The sequence below is a fragment of the Pseudomonas sp. A-B-19 genome (genome assembly GCF_019947515.1).
GTDB lineage: Bacteria > Pseudomonadota > Gammaproteobacteria > Pseudomonadales > Pseudomonadaceae > Aquipseudomonas.
Map to the genome: position 1 here is coordinate 32451 of NZ_JAGYGN010000018.1, position 15616 is coordinate 48066.

Annotated in this window: 18 protein-coding genes and 1 tRNA gene; 7 read left to right on the forward strand and 12 right to left on the reverse strand. The window is 57.8% G+C overall.

The features are described 5' to 3' along the window. From rbsD to KGA81_RS19625, 7 genes are all read right to left on the reverse strand, one after another. Positions 1-405, reverse strand: a complete 405-nt coding sequence (gene rbsD / locus KGA81_RS19595; protein ID WP_223547754.1) for a D-ribose pyranase — start codon at positions 403-405, stop codon at positions 1-3. Continuing rightward, the gene (rbsK, locus tag KGA81_RS19600; protein ID WP_223547755.1) at positions 402-1319 is read right to left on the reverse strand and encodes a ribokinase; all 918 of its coding nucleotides are present in this window, start codon (positions 1317-1319) and stop codon (positions 402-404) included. The genes rbsD and rbsK overlap by 4 nt, the downstream gene beginning before the upstream one ends. Positions 1320-1394: 75 nt before the next feature. Continuing rightward, on the reverse strand, positions 1395-2414 hold the full coding sequence (locus KGA81_RS19605; RefSeq protein ID WP_223547756.1) for a LacI family DNA-binding transcriptional regulator: 1020 nt from the start codon (positions 2412-2414) through the stop codon (positions 1395-1397). Between the two features lie 3 nt (positions 2415-2417). After that, positions 2418-3395, reverse strand: a complete 978-nt coding sequence (locus tag KGA81_RS19610) for an ABC transporter permease (RefSeq protein WP_223547757.1) — start codon at positions 3393-3395, stop codon at positions 2418-2420. After that, entirely contained in the window at positions 3392-4945 is a 1554-nt protein-coding gene (locus tag KGA81_RS19615) for a sugar ABC transporter ATP-binding protein (RefSeq protein WP_223547758.1), read from the reverse strand. Before KGA81_RS19615 ends, KGA81_RS19610 begins: the two co-directional genes overlap by 4 nt. A gap of 55 nt (positions 4946-5000) precedes the next feature. Next, a complete protein-coding gene (locus KGA81_RS19620) occupies positions 5001-5957 on the reverse strand; it encodes a sugar ABC transporter substrate-binding protein (protein ID WP_223547759.1) in 957 nt (318 codons plus the stop codon). A 192-nt stretch (positions 5958-6149) separates the two neighbouring features. Further along, positions 6150-6611, reverse strand: coding sequence for a hypothetical protein (locus KGA81_RS19625; protein ID WP_223547760.1), 462 nt, complete (start codon positions 6609-6611; stop codon positions 6150-6152). Between the two features lie 348 nt (positions 6612-6959). Between KGA81_RS19625 and KGA81_RS19630 the strand changes: the two genes are divergently transcribed. The 3 genes from KGA81_RS19630 (at position 6960) to KGA81_RS19640 (ending at position 9191) form a co-directional block, all read left to right on the forward strand. Beyond that, the gene (locus KGA81_RS19630) at positions 6960-8048 is read left to right on the forward strand and encodes an asparaginase (protein WP_223547761.1); all 1089 of its coding nucleotides are present in this window, start codon (positions 6960-6962) and stop codon (positions 8046-8048) included. Positions 8049-8230: 182 nt separating this feature from the next. After that, on the forward strand, positions 8231-8497 hold the full coding sequence (locus KGA81_RS19635; protein ID WP_223547762.1) for a DUF1654 domain-containing protein: 267 nt from the start codon (positions 8231-8233) through the stop codon (positions 8495-8497). A gap of 4 nt (positions 8498-8501) precedes the next feature. Then, entirely contained in the window at positions 8502-9191 is a 690-nt protein-coding gene (locus KGA81_RS19640; RefSeq protein WP_223547763.1) for an endonuclease, read from the forward strand. Positions 9192-9278: 87 nt separating this feature from the next. Here the strand turns inward: KGA81_RS19640 and KGA81_RS19645 are convergent, their stop codons facing one another. After that, positions 9279-9644, reverse strand: coding sequence for an SPOR domain-containing protein (locus tag KGA81_RS19645; protein ID WP_223547764.1), 366 nt, complete (start codon positions 9642-9644; stop codon positions 9279-9281). A 251-nt stretch (positions 9645-9895) separates the two neighbouring features. Here KGA81_RS19645 and csrA point away from each other — a divergent pair, with 251 nt between their 5' ends. Next, on the forward strand, positions 9896-10087 hold the full coding sequence (csrA, locus tag KGA81_RS19650; RefSeq protein ID WP_053161267.1) for a carbon storage regulator CsrA: 192 nt from the start codon (positions 9896-9898) through the stop codon (positions 10085-10087). 184 nt (positions 10088-10271) lie between these two features. On the opposite strand, the gene KGA81_RS19655 is transcribed toward csrA, so the two are convergent. Next, positions 10272-10727, reverse strand: a complete 456-nt coding sequence (locus tag KGA81_RS19655) for a DUF2214 family protein (RefSeq protein WP_223547765.1) — start codon at positions 10725-10727, stop codon at positions 10272-10274. A 209-nt stretch (positions 10728-10936) separates the two neighbouring features. Here KGA81_RS19655 and KGA81_RS19660 point away from each other — a divergent pair, with 209 nt between their 5' ends. Further along, on the forward strand, positions 10937-11689 hold the full coding sequence (locus KGA81_RS19660; protein ID WP_223547766.1) for a carbonic anhydrase: 753 nt from the start codon (positions 10937-10939) through the stop codon (positions 11687-11689). Between the two features lie 75 nt (positions 11690-11764). Here the strand turns inward: KGA81_RS19660 and KGA81_RS19665 are convergent, their stop codons facing one another. Further along, a complete protein-coding gene (locus KGA81_RS19665; protein ID WP_223547767.1) occupies positions 11765-11959 on the reverse strand; it encodes a hypothetical protein in 195 nt (64 codons plus the stop codon). A gap of 252 nt (positions 11960-12211) precedes the next feature. Here KGA81_RS19665 and KGA81_RS19670 point away from each other — a divergent pair, with 252 nt between their 5' ends. Beyond that, positions 12212-12418: a hypothetical protein gene (locus KGA81_RS19670; RefSeq protein ID WP_223547768.1), complete on the forward strand. Its 207-nt coding sequence runs from the start codon at positions 12212-12214 to the stop codon at positions 12416-12418. Between the two features lie 95 nt (positions 12419-12513). Here the strand turns inward: KGA81_RS19670 and KGA81_RS19675 are convergent, their stop codons facing one another. After that, positions 12514-13170: a trypsin-like peptidase domain-containing protein gene (locus tag KGA81_RS19675; protein WP_223547769.1), complete on the reverse strand. Its 657-nt coding sequence runs from the start codon at positions 13168-13170 to the stop codon at positions 12514-12516. A gap of 824 nt (positions 13171-13994) precedes the next feature. After that, positions 13995-14071, reverse strand: a tRNA-Val gene (locus KGA81_RS19680). Positions 14072-14255: 184 nt separating this feature from the next. Here KGA81_RS19680 and KGA81_RS19685 point away from each other — a divergent pair. After that, complete coding sequence (locus KGA81_RS19685) at positions 14256-15539, forward strand: NAD(P)/FAD-dependent oxidoreductase (RefSeq protein ID WP_223547770.1); 1284 nt, start codon at positions 14256-14258, stop codon at positions 15537-15539. Positions 15540-15616 lie beyond the last annotated feature (77 nt).

Here is a 15616-nt window from a genome sequence, read left to right on the forward strand (position 1 = left end):
TCAAAACGTTACGCCGGCGACCAGCACAATGTTGCAGTACGGCTGACACTCGCCTGTCCGGACAATCGCCCTGGCCTGCCGGCTCAGGACCTTGAATTGTTCATGGGTGAGCACCTCACGCCGACCCAGTGCGCCTTCGCCGTCCAGCTCATCCAGCGTGACCAGGGCCGACGGCTTTTTATCGAAGATTTCCTGAGCCAGCACATGGCTTTCGACCTGCATCTCACTGAGCACCACCTTCAGGGTGCTGACAAAATCCGGAATGCCATGGGTCAGGGCCAGGTCGATCAATTCAACGCCGGGGGGAACCGGCAGCCCCGCATCCCCGATGACGACCCTGTCGCCATGTCCCAATGAAGCGATCAGCCGTGACAATGCAATGTTGAGCAGGGGTGTCTTTTTCATGGAATTTTAAACGCCTGTACATCGCTCAAGGCGGGAATCGAAGGTTGCGCGCCGGCACGGGTGACCGACAACGCCGCAGCCACCTGCCCGAAGCGGATCGCCTGTACCTCATCTTGCCCCGCGGCCAGCGCCGCCGCGAAACCGCCGACGAACGTGTCACCAGCCGCCGTGGTATCGACAGCCTTTACCACGGGCGCGGGGAAATGTTCGAAGCGCTGGCCATCGGCAAACAGCGAACCTTGCGCACCGAGGGTGATGATCACCTTGCCGGCGCCCAGGGCTATCAGGCGGGTCGCCGCGGCTTGCGCGGTGTCCAGGGAGTCCACCGACAGCCCACTCAGGGCTGATGCCTCGCTTTCGTTGGGAATCAGGTAATCGATGGACGCGTACCAGTCCGCTGGCAACGGACGACTGGCTGGCGCCGGATTGAGGATGACGGTCTTGCCCAGCTCGCGACCGCGCTTGAGCGCATGGCCAACAGAAGCATCGGGCACTTCCAGCTGACAAATGAGCACGTCCGCCGCGTGTATCACCGAATCAAAACGGTCAATGGCTTCTGTGGTCAATGCACCATTGGCGCCGGGGACGATCACGATGGTGTTCTGACTGCTGTCATCGACCACAATCAACGCCACACCGCTGGAACCGTCAACGGTGCTCACCGCCTGACAATCGATCTGCTCGGCCAACAGCGCCCCGCGCAGTGCCTCACCATAGACGTCACTGCCCACGCACCCGATCATCGACACCTGGGCTCCCAGCCGCGCCGCAGCCACGGCCTGATTGGCGCCCTTGCCGCCGCAGACGGTGGTAAACGACTGACCAATCAGCGTTTCACCGCCCTTGGGCAAGCGTGGTGCCCGGGTTACCAGGTCCATGTTCAAACTGCCTATTACCACTACTTTTGCTGGCATACATTGCTACTCATCGAGTCTGTTTCGGCGGCGTTTTTGATTCAGCGGCTTTCTGTTTTCAACGGCTTTCTATTTTCAACGGCACTGGGCAAACACGCCCGCCAACGGCGCCGTCGATTCACGTATGACGATACTCGGCGTCACGATCCGCTGATCAGTCGCCAGGCCCGGCGTGGCGATTCGCCGTAAAAGCACTTCGGCGGCCATTTCGCCGAGTTGCACGATCGATTGCCCCACCGTGGTCAACGACGGATAGACATACTGACTCATCTGGATATCGTCGAAGCCGATCACCGACAACTCACTCGGTACGCGAATATTGCGCTCGGCGGCGGCTCGGAGCACGCCGATGCCGATCATGTCGTTGGCCGCAAAAATGGCGGTAGGCGGGTTGTTTTCCAGCAGAATTGCGGCGGCACCGTAACCGCCGGTGCTGGTGAAATCGCTTTCCAGCATGCGCTCGGAAGAGACTTCGACGCCCGCCTCCTTCAAAGCCCGGCGATAACCCGCCAGACGCATCTGCGCCACGCTGGTGTTTTCCGGTCCGCTGATCGTGGCGATATCCCGGTGCCCCAGTTCCAGCAGATGCCGGGTCGCCAGATACGCGCCGTATTCATGGTCGATGCGCACCAGGTCCGCATCGATACCGTCCAGTCCGCGGTCGACAATCACCATGGGCGTGCGGACGCCTTTCAGGCCTTGTACCAGGCGACTGTCGCCGCCGGCCGAGGCGACAATCAGGCCGTCGATGCGCTTTTCCAGCAGTACCCGCAAGTAGCTGCGCTGCTTGTCCGGATTGTCGTCGGAGTTGCACAGGATGACGCAGTAACCGTTTCGCTCGCAGTAATCCTCGATGCCCCGGGCCAGTTCGGCGAAATACGGGTTGAGGCTGTTGGGCACCAACAGGCCGATGGTCGCCGTGGTCTTGGCCTTGAGTGAACGGGCCACCGCACTGGGAACATAGTCGAGGGTCTGGATTGCCGCCTCGACCTTGATCCGGACTTCTTCACTGACCGGGCGGGTCTTGTTCACCACATGGGAAACCGTGGTGTAGGAAATGCCGGCAAGGGCTGCCACATCTTTGATAGTCGCCATGACTCAGGTCCGCCGGCTTGCGCGTTGACTGCGATAGGTGTCCAGCACCACCGCCACCACGATCACCGCGCCGGTAATGATGCGCTTGGTTGGCTCGGTTGCGCCGATCTGCGCCAGCCCCGCGGCCAGCACGGAAATGATCAGCACGCCAAAAAACGTGCTGATCACCGAGCCGCGCCCGCCCATCAGGCTGGTCCCGCCGATCACGACGGCCGCGATCACCTGCAACTCAAGACCGGAGCCGGCATTCGGGTCGGCGGCTTCCAGGCGGGAAATCTGGAACAACGCAGCAATGCCGGCCAGCAACCCCATCAGGCTGAAGACCAGGATTTTGTAAGGCTTGGGATTGATCCCCGCCAACCGCACCGCCTCTTCGTTGGTGCCGATACCGATCAGGTAGCGACCGAACACCGTGCGGGTCAATACGGCCTGGGCGATGAAAATGATCAGCAACGCAATGATGAACGACGGCGAAATGCCGAAGGCGATCGGGTTGGACAACCAGGCGAACGCATCGCCGATGTAGGCCGTACGCGAACCGGTCATCTGGTACGCCACCCCGCGCGCCATTTCCAGCACGCCCAGGGACACGATGAACGACGGAATCCGCCAGGCCACCGTGATCGAGCCGGTGATAGTGCCGGCGAGCGCCGCGACGGCCATACCGAGCAACGCTGCAGGCAAGACGCTCCAACCCCAGCCAAGTATCGCCACGCTCACGGTCGAAGCTGCCAATGCCAGCACCGAACCTACCGACAGGTCGATGCCACCGATGATCAACACAAAGGTCATGCCGACCGCCAGCACCATCAGGTCCGGAATCTGGTTGGCCAGGGTACTGAACGTATCGTAGGACAGGAAGTGACTGCTCAGCACCGAGAACAGCACGATCATCGCCAACAAGGCACCCGCCAGCCCCAGGTAAGTGCCCAGGCCGTAGAAGTTGCCACTGCGTGTGCCGGCGAAAGAAGCGGTTTTCATGGAAGATCCCCAGGCGCGGCTTCAAAGAGCTGCGCATCACGTTTTTGGTAGCCGGCAAAAGCAGCGGCAAGCAATTCATCCTGAGTCCAGCTGTCGCGATCGAATGTATCGATCAGGCGTCCCGCCGACAGCACGCCGATCCGGTCGCAGATCAACATCAACTCGCGCAGGTCGCTGGAGACCACCACCAGTGCCTTGCCCTTGCGGGTCAACTCACCGAGCAGGTTGTAGATATCGAACTTGGCGCCGACGTCGATGCCGCGGGTCGGCTCGTCGAACAGCAACACCGAACAGTCGCGCTCCAGCCAACGGCCGATGACGACTTTCTGCTGATTGCCGCCGGACAACTCGGACACCAGCTGTGCCGGCCCGGAGCTGCGAATGCGCATGGCATCGATCTGACGCTGGGCCAGGGCGTTTGCGCGATCGTTGTCGACCAAGCCCGCGCTGGAGATGCCGGGCATGTTGCCCAAGGCGATGTTGGCGCCGATCGACTGGGTCAGCAAAAGACCTTCGCCCTTGCGATCTTCGGTGATCAAGGCGATGCCATGACCTACTGCATCCACTGGCGAATGAATGCTGACAACCTGTGCCGGCGACCCCAGGGCAATCGTTCCGCTGTCGGCGATATCGGCACCGAAGATCAGGCGCAGCAACTCGGTACGCCCCGCGCCGATCAAACCGGAAATGCCGAAAATCTCGCCGGCACGGACTTCGAACGACACGTCGCGAACCTTGTCGGCACGGCTCAGGCCCTTGACCGTCAACACCGGAGCGCCGATCTTGCGCGCCCCCATATCGATATGTTCGCCGAGCTCGCGCCCGACCATCAGGGTGACCAGTTGCTCGCTGTTGTAGTTGGCCATTGGCTCGACGCAAACCAGGTTGCCATCGCGCAGTACGGCAATGCGCTGCGCGACCCGCGCCAGCTCTTCGAGGCGGTGGGAGATGTAGATGATCGATACGCCGCGAGCCCGCAGGCGGGTGACCTGCTCGAACAGCATTTCGACTTCGCGGGCAGTGAGCATCGCCGTCGGCTCGTCGAGAATCAGCACATGACAATCGCCAATCAGGTTGCGGGCGATCTCGACCATTTGCTGGTGGCCAATGCCCAGCTCGCCGACCAGGGTGTCCGGGTCAATGGCGTCGAGCCCGACCTGGGCCATGGCCTCGATGGCAGCCTTGCGCAACTGCTTGCGATTGATCCAGCCGCCTCTGCTGGGCAGGTTGTCGAGAAACAGGTTTTCCGCCACCGACAAGGTCGGCAGCAGATTGAGCTCCTGCATGACCATGCGGATACCCAGCGCTTCAGCCTGAGCCCGGCTACCCGGACGATAGTCCTGCCCCTGAAACTGCATCCGGCCGGTGGTCGGCGTGACCAGCCCGCCAATGATCTTCGACAGCGTGCTTTTGCCTGCGCCGTTCTCGCCGGTCAACGCCAGCACTTCCCCGCGCATCAGCGTCAGGTCGATGCCGGTAAGAACCGGTTGGGCGTAGGTCTTGCCGATACCGCTGACCGAGAGGACAGCGTTCGGGACGGAAACTGACATAAAAACTCTCCATGCGCTCGTCCGGCTGGACGAGCGCCGCTGCGTCGCCAGAGGGCTACTTGGTGACCAGTTCTACCGGCGTTTCGATCACGCCATTGGCGCCGCTGTCGACCGTTTCACCCTTGAGAATTTTCAATGCCGTCTCGATGCCGAACACTGCCTGTTTGGCCGCAAACTGGTCCGCCGTGGCCAGCACGCGACCATCCTTGAGCATTGGCTGGATGGCATTGATGTTGTCGTAGCCGACCACTAGCACCTTGCCGGCCTTGCCCGCGGCGCGCACCGCCGACACTGCGCCGACCGCCATGCTGTCGTTGCCGGCCAGCAGGGCCTTGGTTTGCGGGTATTCACTGAGAATCGAGGCGGCCACCTTGTTGCCCTTGTCGATCTCCCAGTCACCGGATTGCACGGACACGACCTTGATCTGCGCCGCTTCCATCGCATCCTTGAAACCTGCGGTGCGCTGCTGGGCATTGGTGGTGGTGGACACGCCTTCGATGATGCCGACTTCGTCACCGGCCTTCAGCTGTTTGGCCAGGTAATCGCCCACCAGCCGTGCGCCCTTGCGGTTGTCCGGGCCTACGAACGGCACATTGATGTTTTTGCTTTTGACGACGGCGGGGTCCAGCTGGTTGTCGATGTTGACCACGGTGATACCGGCATCGATGGCTTTCTTGATCACCGGGACCATGGCCTTGGAGTCTGCCGGCGCAATCACCAGTGCATTGACCTTGGCCAGGATCATCTGCTCGACGATGCGCGTCTGGCCTGCGGTGTCGGTTTCATCCTTGATGCCGTTGGAGATGAGCTCGAATTCGCCGGAGTGATCTTTCTGGTAAGCCTTGGCGCCGTCTTCCATGGTCAGGAAGAACTCATTGGCCAGGGATTTCATGACCAGTGCGACTTTCGGTTTTTCCGTGGTTTCAGCAAAAGCCGAGGAGACAGGCAATGCTGCGGATGCGGCGGCCAGCATAGCGACAGCGAGAAGACGTCCAGCGAATGGCAGCTTCATGGGTTCACTCCGATCTTATGATTATTGTGAGCAACGCTTGCACCGACGTAAGCTTCACGACCCACCTCGATGGAAAGCCATCACTGGAGTCGCGCAAACGTTTGCGTGAAGCGAACTATGCGAACCCTGCCGATATTTGTCAACGACCTGAAAAGTGCTTTCAGAGATGTCCAGCGGAAAACGGCACCCCGTTCACGCCGTGGTGTTGACTACTGATCCCGCGCCAGCCCCCTTGGCCAGCTCTTTGATCAGACTCGCACTCACTTGCAGGATGGCGCCGTTGGTGTCGGCAACCTGCCCCTGAATGGCCGCTACCGCCGTGGTCTTGGCTTGCGGGGTTGAATAGGACGCTGCCTGGGCTTGCGCCAGTTGCTGCTGTTGCTCGCGCAATTGCTGCTGAAGCTCCTGCAAACGCTTGAGCAGGATTTTCACCGCAACGCTGGTGTTATCGCTGGTTTGCGATTCGGCCTGTGTGCCGGCACTTTCTCCCAGACCTACCGGACCGGTTTTAATCTGGGTGCCGTCGCTTTCCTTTACACCTGGCACTGTAACAGCCACATCCTCTGTCATATCGCCTGAAGCGCGAATGGTCGCCGCAGACTTTCCTCCGATGGTGATGCCCGCGGCATTCGGGAAGCCAATAGATAACGACATGTGAACTCCTGAAGAAAAAGATCCCTTCAAGGGGCATCGACCGGCGCGGGCGTTTCTTTAGTCGTTGGTGATGATTTGACCCGTTGAAATCTTAAACAAGGCAGCGATCCGTTTCGGAGAGCCGAACGCGAAAGTTAAACATGTTCGGCATTCCGGACGCCCCGCCCTCGAAACCGTCCTGACCACAAACAAAAATACCGTTACAAATCATTAACTTAAGCGTTTTTTTAAATTCCGGATATTACTGGTACAGATCCTGCTTTTCCCCTCGCACCCTCCGGCGTTCAGATTCGCCCGGGGCTAGATGAACTTGCATCTGCACCGCCTCACAACCAGAAGAGAAAAATAATGACATCTGCACTCAAGACCTTTGTTCCGGGCGCCTTGGCCCTGCTGCTGCTTCTGCCCACCGCCCTTCAGGCCAAAGAAGCCGAAACCCAACAGAAACTGGCCAACGTGGTGATCCTGGCCACCGGCGGCACCATTGCCGGCGCAGGCGCCAGCACCGCCAACAGCGCAACCTATCAAGCGGCGAAAGTCGGCATTGAACAGTTGATCGCTGGCGTTCCTGAGCTGAGCCAACTGGCTAACGTTCGCGGCGAACAGGTCATGCAGATCGCCTCCGAAAGCATTACCAACGAAAACCTTCTGCAACTGGGTCGCCGCGTCGCCGAGCTGGCCGACAACAAAGACGTCGATGGCATCGTGATCACCCACGGTACCGACACCCTGGAAGAAACTGCGTACTTCCTGAACCTGGTGGAAAAAACCGAGAAGCCGATCATTGTCGTGGGCTCCATGCGCCCGGGCACTGCGATGTCCGCCGATGGCATGCTGAACCTGTACAACGCGGTGGCCGTGGCCAGCAGCAAAGACGCACGGGGCAAAGGCGTGCTGGTGACCATGAACGATGAAATCCAGTCGGGTCGCGACGTCAGCAAGATGATCAACATCAAGACCGAAGCGTTTAAAAGCCCCTGGGGTCCGCTGGGCATGGTGGTAGAAGGCAAATCCTACTGGTTCCGTCTGCCAGCCAAGCGTCACACCATGGATTCGGAGTTCGACATCAAAAACATCAAGAGCCTGCCTGACGTCGAGATCGCCTATTCCTATGGCAACGTCAGCGACACTGCTTACAAGGCCCTGGCTCAAGCCGGCGCCAAAGCCATCATCCACGCCGGCACGGGCAATGGTTCGGTATCGTCGCGCGTAGTTCCATCCCTGCAAGCCTTGCGCAAGGATGGCGTGCAGATCATTCGCTCCTCCCACGTCAATGCCGGCGGCTTTGTATTGCGCAACGCCGAACAGCCTGACGATAAATACGACTGGGTTGTGGCTCACGATCTGAACCCGCAAAAGGCCCGGATCCTGGCAATGGTCGCGCTGACCAAAACCAATGACAGCAAAGAGCTGCAGCGGATGTTCTGGGAATACTGATTCGCCCTCGCCCGACCGATCCGGTCGGGCACCCCCGTGCGCCATTCGCCAGCCCTGGCGAGTGGCCGCCGCTGGATCCGACAAAAAAACCCCCTTCGTCTTACGCCAAACGGAACAAATCGCTGTCAGAGGATTTTCTTGATTTTTAAGCAGTTGCGAAAAGGCCCACAGTAAAATACTGTATGCACGTACAGCTTAATAAGGATAATTCCGTGGACACCACCTCCCCTCCTGACACCTATGTACGCATGGGCCTGCGCGTTCAGAAAATCATCAACTCTCCCACCGCACAAAAGGCCAGGGCAGCGCTGATCTTCCGCCTTCCTGACGAGCCGGTGGATGAATGGGAACGCTTGCTGGAAGAAATCGACGAGAACGACAACGTCACCCTCGCCTATCGCGACGATGGCGGCGTGCAGATTTTCTGGGTTGTGCCGAAGGAAGATTGAGTCGATGAGTGCCCGCTGGTTTGCTTTGCTGTTCCTGTTTTTTGTCATGGGTGCGCAAGCCGACGCCCCGCGCACCTTCACCGAGGCGAAAAAGGTCGCGTGGAAGCTCTACGCACCCCAATCCACTGAGTTTTACTGTGGCTGCAAGTACACCGGCAACCGGGTGAACCTTGCCGCTTGCGGTTACGTGCCCCGTAAAAATGCCAAACGCGCATCCCGCATCGAATGGGAGCATATCGTTCCGGCCTGGCAGATCGGCCATCAACGCCAGTGCTGGCAAGAAGGCGGCCGCAAGAACTGCACCCGCTACGACCCGGCTTACCAAAAGGCCGAGTCCGATCTGCACAACCTGGTGCCCAGCATTGGCGAGGTCAACGGCGATCGCAGCAACTTCAGCTTCGGCTGGTTGCCCGAGCAGTCGGGACAATATGGTTCGTGCCTGACCCAAATCGACTTCAAGGCCAAGAAAGTCATGCCCCGCCCGTCCATCCGCGGCATGATCGCCCGAACGTACTTCTACATGAGCAAGCAGTATGGTTTACGTCTGTCGAAACGGGATCGGCAACTGTACGAAGCGTGGGACAAAACCTATCCGGTTCAGGCCTGGGAACGGCAACGCAACCAGAGCGTGGCGTGCGTCATGGGGCGCGGCAACGAGTTTGTCGGCCCGGTAGACATGAAGGCCTGCGGTTGAATCCAGGCAATACCCGAAGTTGAAAAGGTCTCGGGGCTGAGCACCCGAGACCTTTTTTTGTTTCTTGAGCATCCGCGATACAGAACGTTACTGAGCGGCCGGACGCTCAAGCACCAGCAATTCGATATTCTGCCTTTTCGAGCGAGTGAGCGCCGCACGGACTTCATCCTGTTTGGCTTCGGCCTCGGCTTTCGAATTGAACGGTCCCATCAGGATTCGCGTGTTGCCATTTTCCTTGACGACGCTGGACATGAAGCTGTGCTCGATCAGCCAGCCACTCAAATCGCTGACTGCCTGAGGGGTTTCGCCTCGCACTTCAAGATCCCATTGCGGGCCGGACACCGCCGCAGGTACGGCAGCCATGGCCGGTGCGGGCTTCGGCGCTTGCACACTACTGCCCTCGCCACACCCCGCCAGCGCCAATATCGCGATTACCAAAACCATTTTGCGCACGGCGTTTCCCTCTGAATCCATAAAGCGGGGGATTTTAACATCCATGAATACTTCACGAGCGCCATAAAATGGGCTCAAAACAACGAGAATGATGGTTGCCGCCTCTGTATAGTTACGCCTTGGGAATTAATGCCCCATCTGCACGTCAGAAAGAGGCACCCAAACCGCGAGACTTCGCACTAATCTATACATACCACCGACCTCTGCACTGTCCGAATCAGGTGCCCCACAAAGCAATCAAGGAGAAGACCATGCTGATACTCACCCGCAAAGTCGGTGAAAGCATAAACATTGGTGATGACATTACGATCACCATCCTGGGCGTAAGCGGCCAGCAAGTCAGGATCGGCATCAACGCCCCGAAGGACGTTGCAGTGCATCGTGAAGAAATCTATCAACGCATTCAGGCTGGCCTGACCGCCCCGGAAAAGCCACAACCCTGAATCCTGTTGCAGTCAGTAGCCAGCCCGTTCAGTCCGCAATCACGGCTGGCTAAAGATTCGGCATTGCATCGCTTGCGCCGGCTTTCCACACAAGCCCCCAGAGACCGATACTAGCGACAGGCTCAACGCTCTGGCTGTCAGACCTTTCTGATTCACCCCACGGAAGTACGCGCTAGCTGCGTGATCAACCAAACATCACGCCACGCGCCATACCCGTCGCCGCCACCACTACCAGCAGCACCAGCAACGCCTCGACATGACTGATCCGCGCAAATAGCTTCGCACGGCCTGTATCGATCGCCACTTTACGGGCAAGCGCTATCCGCCATTTGATCAGCGTCACCATTGGCGCAATCTCCAGCAACAAGATCAGGACGAACAGCGTCATCTTCAGATGAAACAGCGGCTGATGCAGGTAATAGTCCGTGCCTTTCTCGTACCCGCCAAAGGCTCGCATTCCCCCGCTGATCAGCAAAACGACCGCTGAGATACCCCAGATATTATCCGCCACCAGAACACTGCGCACCTGCGCGGCCCCATCGGCCAAACGCCGAAAAGCGGTGCCTCGAACCAACACCGCCCAAAATCCCAAGGCAAACGCCAAAAGATGAACCGCCGCGAGAAACCAGTGAGTCAGCATCGAAAAACTCCTGCCAGGTCGAAGTTGTATGAGCCTGTCAGTAGTAGCCCATGAAATGCCTGCTTGCACGGCATCTGCGGACATTGCCCGGAACACAATATGACAGACCAACTAGACTCCACTGCGCCGGTATTGAGCGCCCGTGGCAGTGCCGGTATCAGCCCCAACGACAACCCACTCTCACCGCATTGAACTGAGTAAACAAAATCATGTGTGAATCATGTGATTCAAGCTCTGCTTCAAACACAACAGGCCGCCGTCGTTTTCTTCAAATTGCCGGATTGGGCGCAGGCGCCCTGCTACTGACCGGCACACTGCCCGGCAAGCTCATCCAGGCAGCCGAAAAAGCGTCAGCCCCACCAAAACCTCAAAACGTAATCGGTCCCGATATGGCGCTGAAAAGACTGATGGAGGGCAATGAACGGTATGTAAGCGGTACTTCCACGACACACGATTTCAAGGCTGAGCGAGAGGCCCTGGTGTCCGGTCAAAATCCGTTCGTGGCAGTGCTGAGTTGCTCTGACTCGCGGATCGCCCCGGAATATGCGTTTGATACCGCGCGAGGCGATCTTTTCTCCATCCGCGTCGCGGGCAACTTCGTGACCCCGGAAGGCCTGGCCAGTCTTGAATACGGGGTTGCCGTACTGGGCGCTCCACTGATTCTCGTACTCGGCCACGAGAGCTGTGGCGCTATCGAGGCAGGCATCAAGGCCGTCAAGGATCAGACGATTTTCCCCGGCCATATCCCGAAACTGACTGACGCACTCAAGTCGGCAATCGAGACAGTGCTGAAGCAACCCGGGAGCCTGATGGAAAACGCCACCGCGCAGAATGTCAAGAACTCGGTCAACAGCCTGAAACAGGCCTCGCCCTTGCTGACAGACGCACAGAGCAAGGGCAGGTTGAAGATAGTGGGAGGGATTTATCGCCTGGCAAGCGGCAAGGTAGAGTTGATCGTTTGAACCGCAACACGCGCATCGCCCGCATCGGAGCACAACCGCGCATGCAATGAGCCCAGCGCGATGGCTGGGCTCTGTTTATTTTCTACTTTCCATCATTTTGTCGGCGAGGGCTATCGCCCTCTCGATCAACAGGTTCTGCCTGTCTTCGTGCGTAGCACCGCCCACAATCGGGGCAGTCAAATTGCTTTCCGCAATTAATGCAGTACAGAAGTATTGATCCCAAACAGCCTTGTCCACAGATGCCTGCTTGCTGATTTGATCGACGTTCATAGGCCGCTCCTTTCGATGAGGCAGCCTTGTTAGTTTACGCCTGAATGGCAAAGAATCCGGACTATCATCCTCCGTGGCCCGCCATTCGTCGCCTACGAGAACACAACGAAGAATTCACCCGCATCCGTGGCTTGCCGATTGCTAAGATCGCCCGTAGCAGCGGCCGGAACGACATGATTCTGACGCAGTAGCCATTCAACCAATGCTTAAGGACTCCAGCGATACGCTTGGCCAGTCACCAGGAGATGTAACGTGTCAACGCTCAACGAAATCGCAATGAACCACGCAAGAATGGCCAGGGAAAACGCAGCAGAGTCGACCGAACCAAGCGAGCGGCAGCTCCAGATTGTAGGAAGCATCGAGGTACCGTCCATTGAAGTACCGCAGAACATCTCACTGCACCTGATCGCCGGAGTACAGGAGGGACATCTTGCCCATGCGACGGGTTTTGCACTCTGATCTTTTATGCAGCAGGCGACACCCGGATCGATGCATCTGACAAGAGTGACCGCAGAACCCGGTCGCCGCGCCGCTTATTGATTGACAGCTAAAAGCTACTTCGCGACATACCTCGCGCCGTGTGGATCGTTGAGTTTTGCCTGCAATATCCCCCACTCGCGCTGAATGATCGAGTAAGGAATAAAGATGCTGATCCGCTCAGCCCCCTTCACGCCGGAGTTATTGCTCACATCGTTCAGAGTGGTTGAGTAGAAACCGATATTGATGCCGACAATACAGCCGTCACTGGTGAGGACCGGCCCACCCGACATGCCCTTGACCAGCGGGGCATCATGGATGGCATAGAGATCACCGCTGTGTTCGTCGGCATTGATGAAAGGTGTTTGATACACCTTGCCTTTCCCGGTAGCGGTCATGAGGTAAGGACTCGTCCCAACGGCAGTGATGCTCTCGCCCACTCGCGGTGCGCGCCATGACGGGTAGTGGCCGCTGGCCTTGTGCTGGATGAAGACGAGATCGCAGCCTGTGCTGCAGCTGTACTTCACGTTGGGGATGAACGGAGTGTGGCGGGTGGTTACCGCATAGTCATCGTTCCATTGCACGGCCGAGGCCATGTATAGATACGGTGCGGGAAACCCCGAGTGGACTGAAAAGTATGAATCGTTGGCAGGACCCGAAAAGTCGGGTTTTACGATGCCGTTGCATCCTGCAGTTACAGCTCCAATTAAAAAGTAGGCCATGATTTTGATCATGATATATCACCGACTTAATTGGGAGGATGTGACTGTTTTTTGTTGTCAGTATTTTGGCTTTTGTCGGATTGCAGTACTCCTCGCCGCTTGTTCTAGTTGGGTGTTTTTTACTTATGGCTGAGATTGTAATGACGCGTATGAATAAATCGCGCTAAGGCCAATCGCCTTTCTATCAACTTCAATAGTTCAAATATTTGGCGCCTGAAAACTGTTAAAAACGGGAGAAAAAATCAGGAGTTGCTATCGACTCCTTCGTTAATGGCACCCACGATCCTGGAAAGTGGCGCCCACCTGAATCAGTCGCTGTGCCCCTCACCTACAAGAGCGACAAGTGCAGGAACATTTATATCGGGCGCCTATACAACAGGCAGTTCGCCTATAGCGGACCCAAACCATTTCAATATCGACGCAACAGCTTTTAGCAGTAGTACCAACTCAACAACACTTCCTAAAGAGCAGTCACCCATCGCCGGCAGACCAGACACTACCGGAGTTAAAGGCATGGTTATTCCTCACTGTTTTATTAATACGTCCAGGCGAAAGAATATTAAGCCGTCACTGACAAGGTTAACGTCAAAAACATTGGAGACTGGCTTCATGCGCTGTAATGTAGTGGACACTACGAACAGCACTATTGAATATCGAGTGGTAACACCGGCCATAGGGAGGGGCCATGAGTATCAGCGTACAGACGACGACACAGTAACGCGAGGCAAGAGGCTTGAGTTTCTTGCTTTAGGCAGACCAGGAAAAATTTCAAATAACAAAAAAGGGCCCACCTTTCGGTGAGCCCTTCCAGACCGCCCAGCAGAGCGGATTTTGTTTGGTAGGCGCGATTGGACTCGAACCAACGACCCCCACCATGTCAAGGTGGTGCTCTAACCAACTGAGCTACGTGCCTGCTGTGAGGCGGCATTCTACGGAATTCCGGAGGGGTGTCAACACCTTTTTTCGAGCTAACCCTATGAATATGCAAAATATTTAATTTTGCTGCTGCAAAGAAGATTTTCCGGGTGGCTGGCGGGCGATTTTCAACTCGGGTACGATCGGCGCATTCGTAAAATATATTAAACAGAGGCTGCAGGATGGCTAACACCCCCTACCCAGAGTCCTACTACGCCGCATCGGCCAATGCGGCTCCACCGCGCCCGGCGTTGCAGGATGACGTCGAGACCGATGTCTGTGTGATTGGCGCCGGTTATACGGGGCTGTCCTCTGCCCTGTTTCTGCTGGAGAACGGCTTCAAGGTCACGGTGCTGGAAGCCGCCAGGGTGGGTTTCGGGGCGTCCGGGCGTAATGGTGGGCAGATCGTTAACAGCTATAGCCGCGATATCGATGTCATCGAGCGTACGGTCGGCCCCAAGCAGGCCCAGTTGCTGGGGCAGATGGCGTTCGAGGGTGGGCGAATCATTCGTGAGCGCGTCGCCAAATACAACATTCAGTGCGACTTGAAGGACGGTGGCGTGTTCGCCGCGATGACCGCCAAACAGATGGGGCATCTCGAATCCCAGAAGCGCCTGTGGGAGCGATTCGGCCATACCCAGCTTGAGTTGATGGATCAACGCCGCATTCGCGAAGTAGTGGCCTGCGATCAGTACGTGGGCGGGATGCTCGACATGAGTGGCGGCCACATCCATCCGCTCAACCTTGCACTGGGTGAAGCGGCGGCGGTCGAATCCCTGGGCGGGACGATTTATGAACAGTCGCCGGCGGTACGCATTGTGCGCGGCGCCAACCCTGTTGTGCACACGCCGCAGGGCAAGGTCAGGGCCAGGTTCATCATCGTCGCTGGCAACGCTTATCTGGGCAATCTGGTGCCGGAGCTGGCCGCCAAATCGATGCCTTGCGGCACTCAGGTGATTACCACCGAGCCACTGGGCGAAGAACTGGCGAAGACCCTGTTGCCTCAGGATTATTGCGTCGAAGACTGCAACTACTTGCTCGACTACTACCGCCTCAGTGGTGACAAGCGTCTGATCTTCGGTGGCGGCGTGGTGTACGGCGCGCGGGATCCGGCGAACATAGAAGCGATCATTCGACCGAAGATGCTCAAGGCATTCCCGCAACTCAAGGACGTGAAAATCGATTACGCGTGGACGGGCAACTTCCTGCTGACCCTGTCGCGCCTGCCCCAGGTCGGACGCCTGGGCGACAACATCTACTACTCCCAGGGCTGTAGCGGCCATGGTGTGACTTACACGCATTTGGCGGGCAAGGTACTGGCCGAAGCTTTACGCGGCCAGGCAGAACGTTTTGATGCGTTTGCCGACCTGCCCCACTACCCGTTCCCCGGCGGACAAATGCTGCGCACCCCATTTGCGGCATTGGGCGCCTGGTATTACGGATTGCGGGACAGGTTCGGGTACTGACGGCTAAATCAAAAGGCCCGCTGCGATGCGTAATGCTGTTCAGATAAGCGAATGTGGTCTCTGTAGGAGCGAGCTTG

Excerpts from the sequence above, each read along its gene's own strand:
- rbsD (WP_223547754.1), bottom strand. The coding sequence starts at position 405 with ATGAAAAAGACACCCCTGCTCAACATTGCATTGTCACGGCTGATCGCT.
- rbsK (WP_223547755.1), bottom strand. The coding sequence starts at position 1,319 with ATGCCAGCAAAAGTAGTGGTAATAGGCAGTTTGAACATGGACCTGGTA.
- KGA81_RS19605 (WP_223547756.1), bottom strand. The coding sequence starts at position 2,414 with ATGGCGACTATCAAAGATGTGGCAGCCCTTGCCGGCATTTCCTACACC.
- KGA81_RS19610 (WP_223547757.1), bottom strand. The coding sequence starts at position 3,395 with ATGAAAACCGCTTCTTTCGCCGGCACACGCAGTGGCAACTTCTACGGC.
- KGA81_RS19615 (WP_223547758.1), bottom strand. The coding sequence starts at position 4,945 with ATGTCAGTTTCCGTCCCGAACGCTGTCCTCTCGGTCAGCGGTATCGGC.
- KGA81_RS19620 (WP_223547759.1), bottom strand. The coding sequence starts at position 5,957 with ATGAAGCTGCCATTCGCTGGACGTCTTCTCGCTGTCGCTATGCTGGCC.
- KGA81_RS19625 (WP_223547760.1), bottom strand. The coding sequence starts at position 6,611 with ATGTCGTTATCTATTGGCTTCCCGAATGCCGCGGGCATCACCATCGGA.
- KGA81_RS19630 (WP_223547761.1), top strand. The coding sequence starts at position 6,960 with ATGACATCTGCACTCAAGACCTTTGTTCCGGGCGCCTTGGCCCTGCTG.
- KGA81_RS19635 (WP_223547762.1), top strand. The coding sequence starts at position 8,231 with ATGCACGTACAGCTTAATAAGGATAATTCCGTGGACACCACCTCCCCT.
- KGA81_RS19640 (WP_223547763.1), top strand. The coding sequence starts at position 8,502 with ATGAGTGCCCGCTGGTTTGCTTTGCTGTTCCTGTTTTTTGTCATGGGT.
- csrA (WP_053161267.1), top strand. The coding sequence starts at position 9,896 with ATGCTGATACTCACCCGCAAAGTCGGTGAAAGCATAAACATTGGTGAT.
- KGA81_RS19655 (WP_223547765.1), bottom strand. The coding sequence starts at position 10,727 with ATGCTGACTCACTGGTTTCTCGCGGCGGTTCATCTTTTGGCGTTTGCC.
- KGA81_RS19660 (WP_223547766.1), top strand. The coding sequence starts at position 10,937 with ATGTGTGAATCATGTGATTCAAGCTCTGCTTCAAACACAACAGGCCGC.
- KGA81_RS19665 (WP_223547767.1), bottom strand. The coding sequence starts at position 11,959 with ATGAACGTCGATCAAATCAGCAAGCAGGCATCTGTGGACAAGGCTGTT.
- KGA81_RS19675 (WP_223547769.1), bottom strand. The coding sequence starts at position 13,170 with ATGATCAAAATCATGGCCTACTTTTTAATTGGAGCTGTAACTGCAGGA.
- KGA81_RS19685 (WP_223547770.1), top strand. The coding sequence starts at position 14,256 with ATGGCTAACACCCCCTACCCAGAGTCCTACTACGCCGCATCGGCCAAT.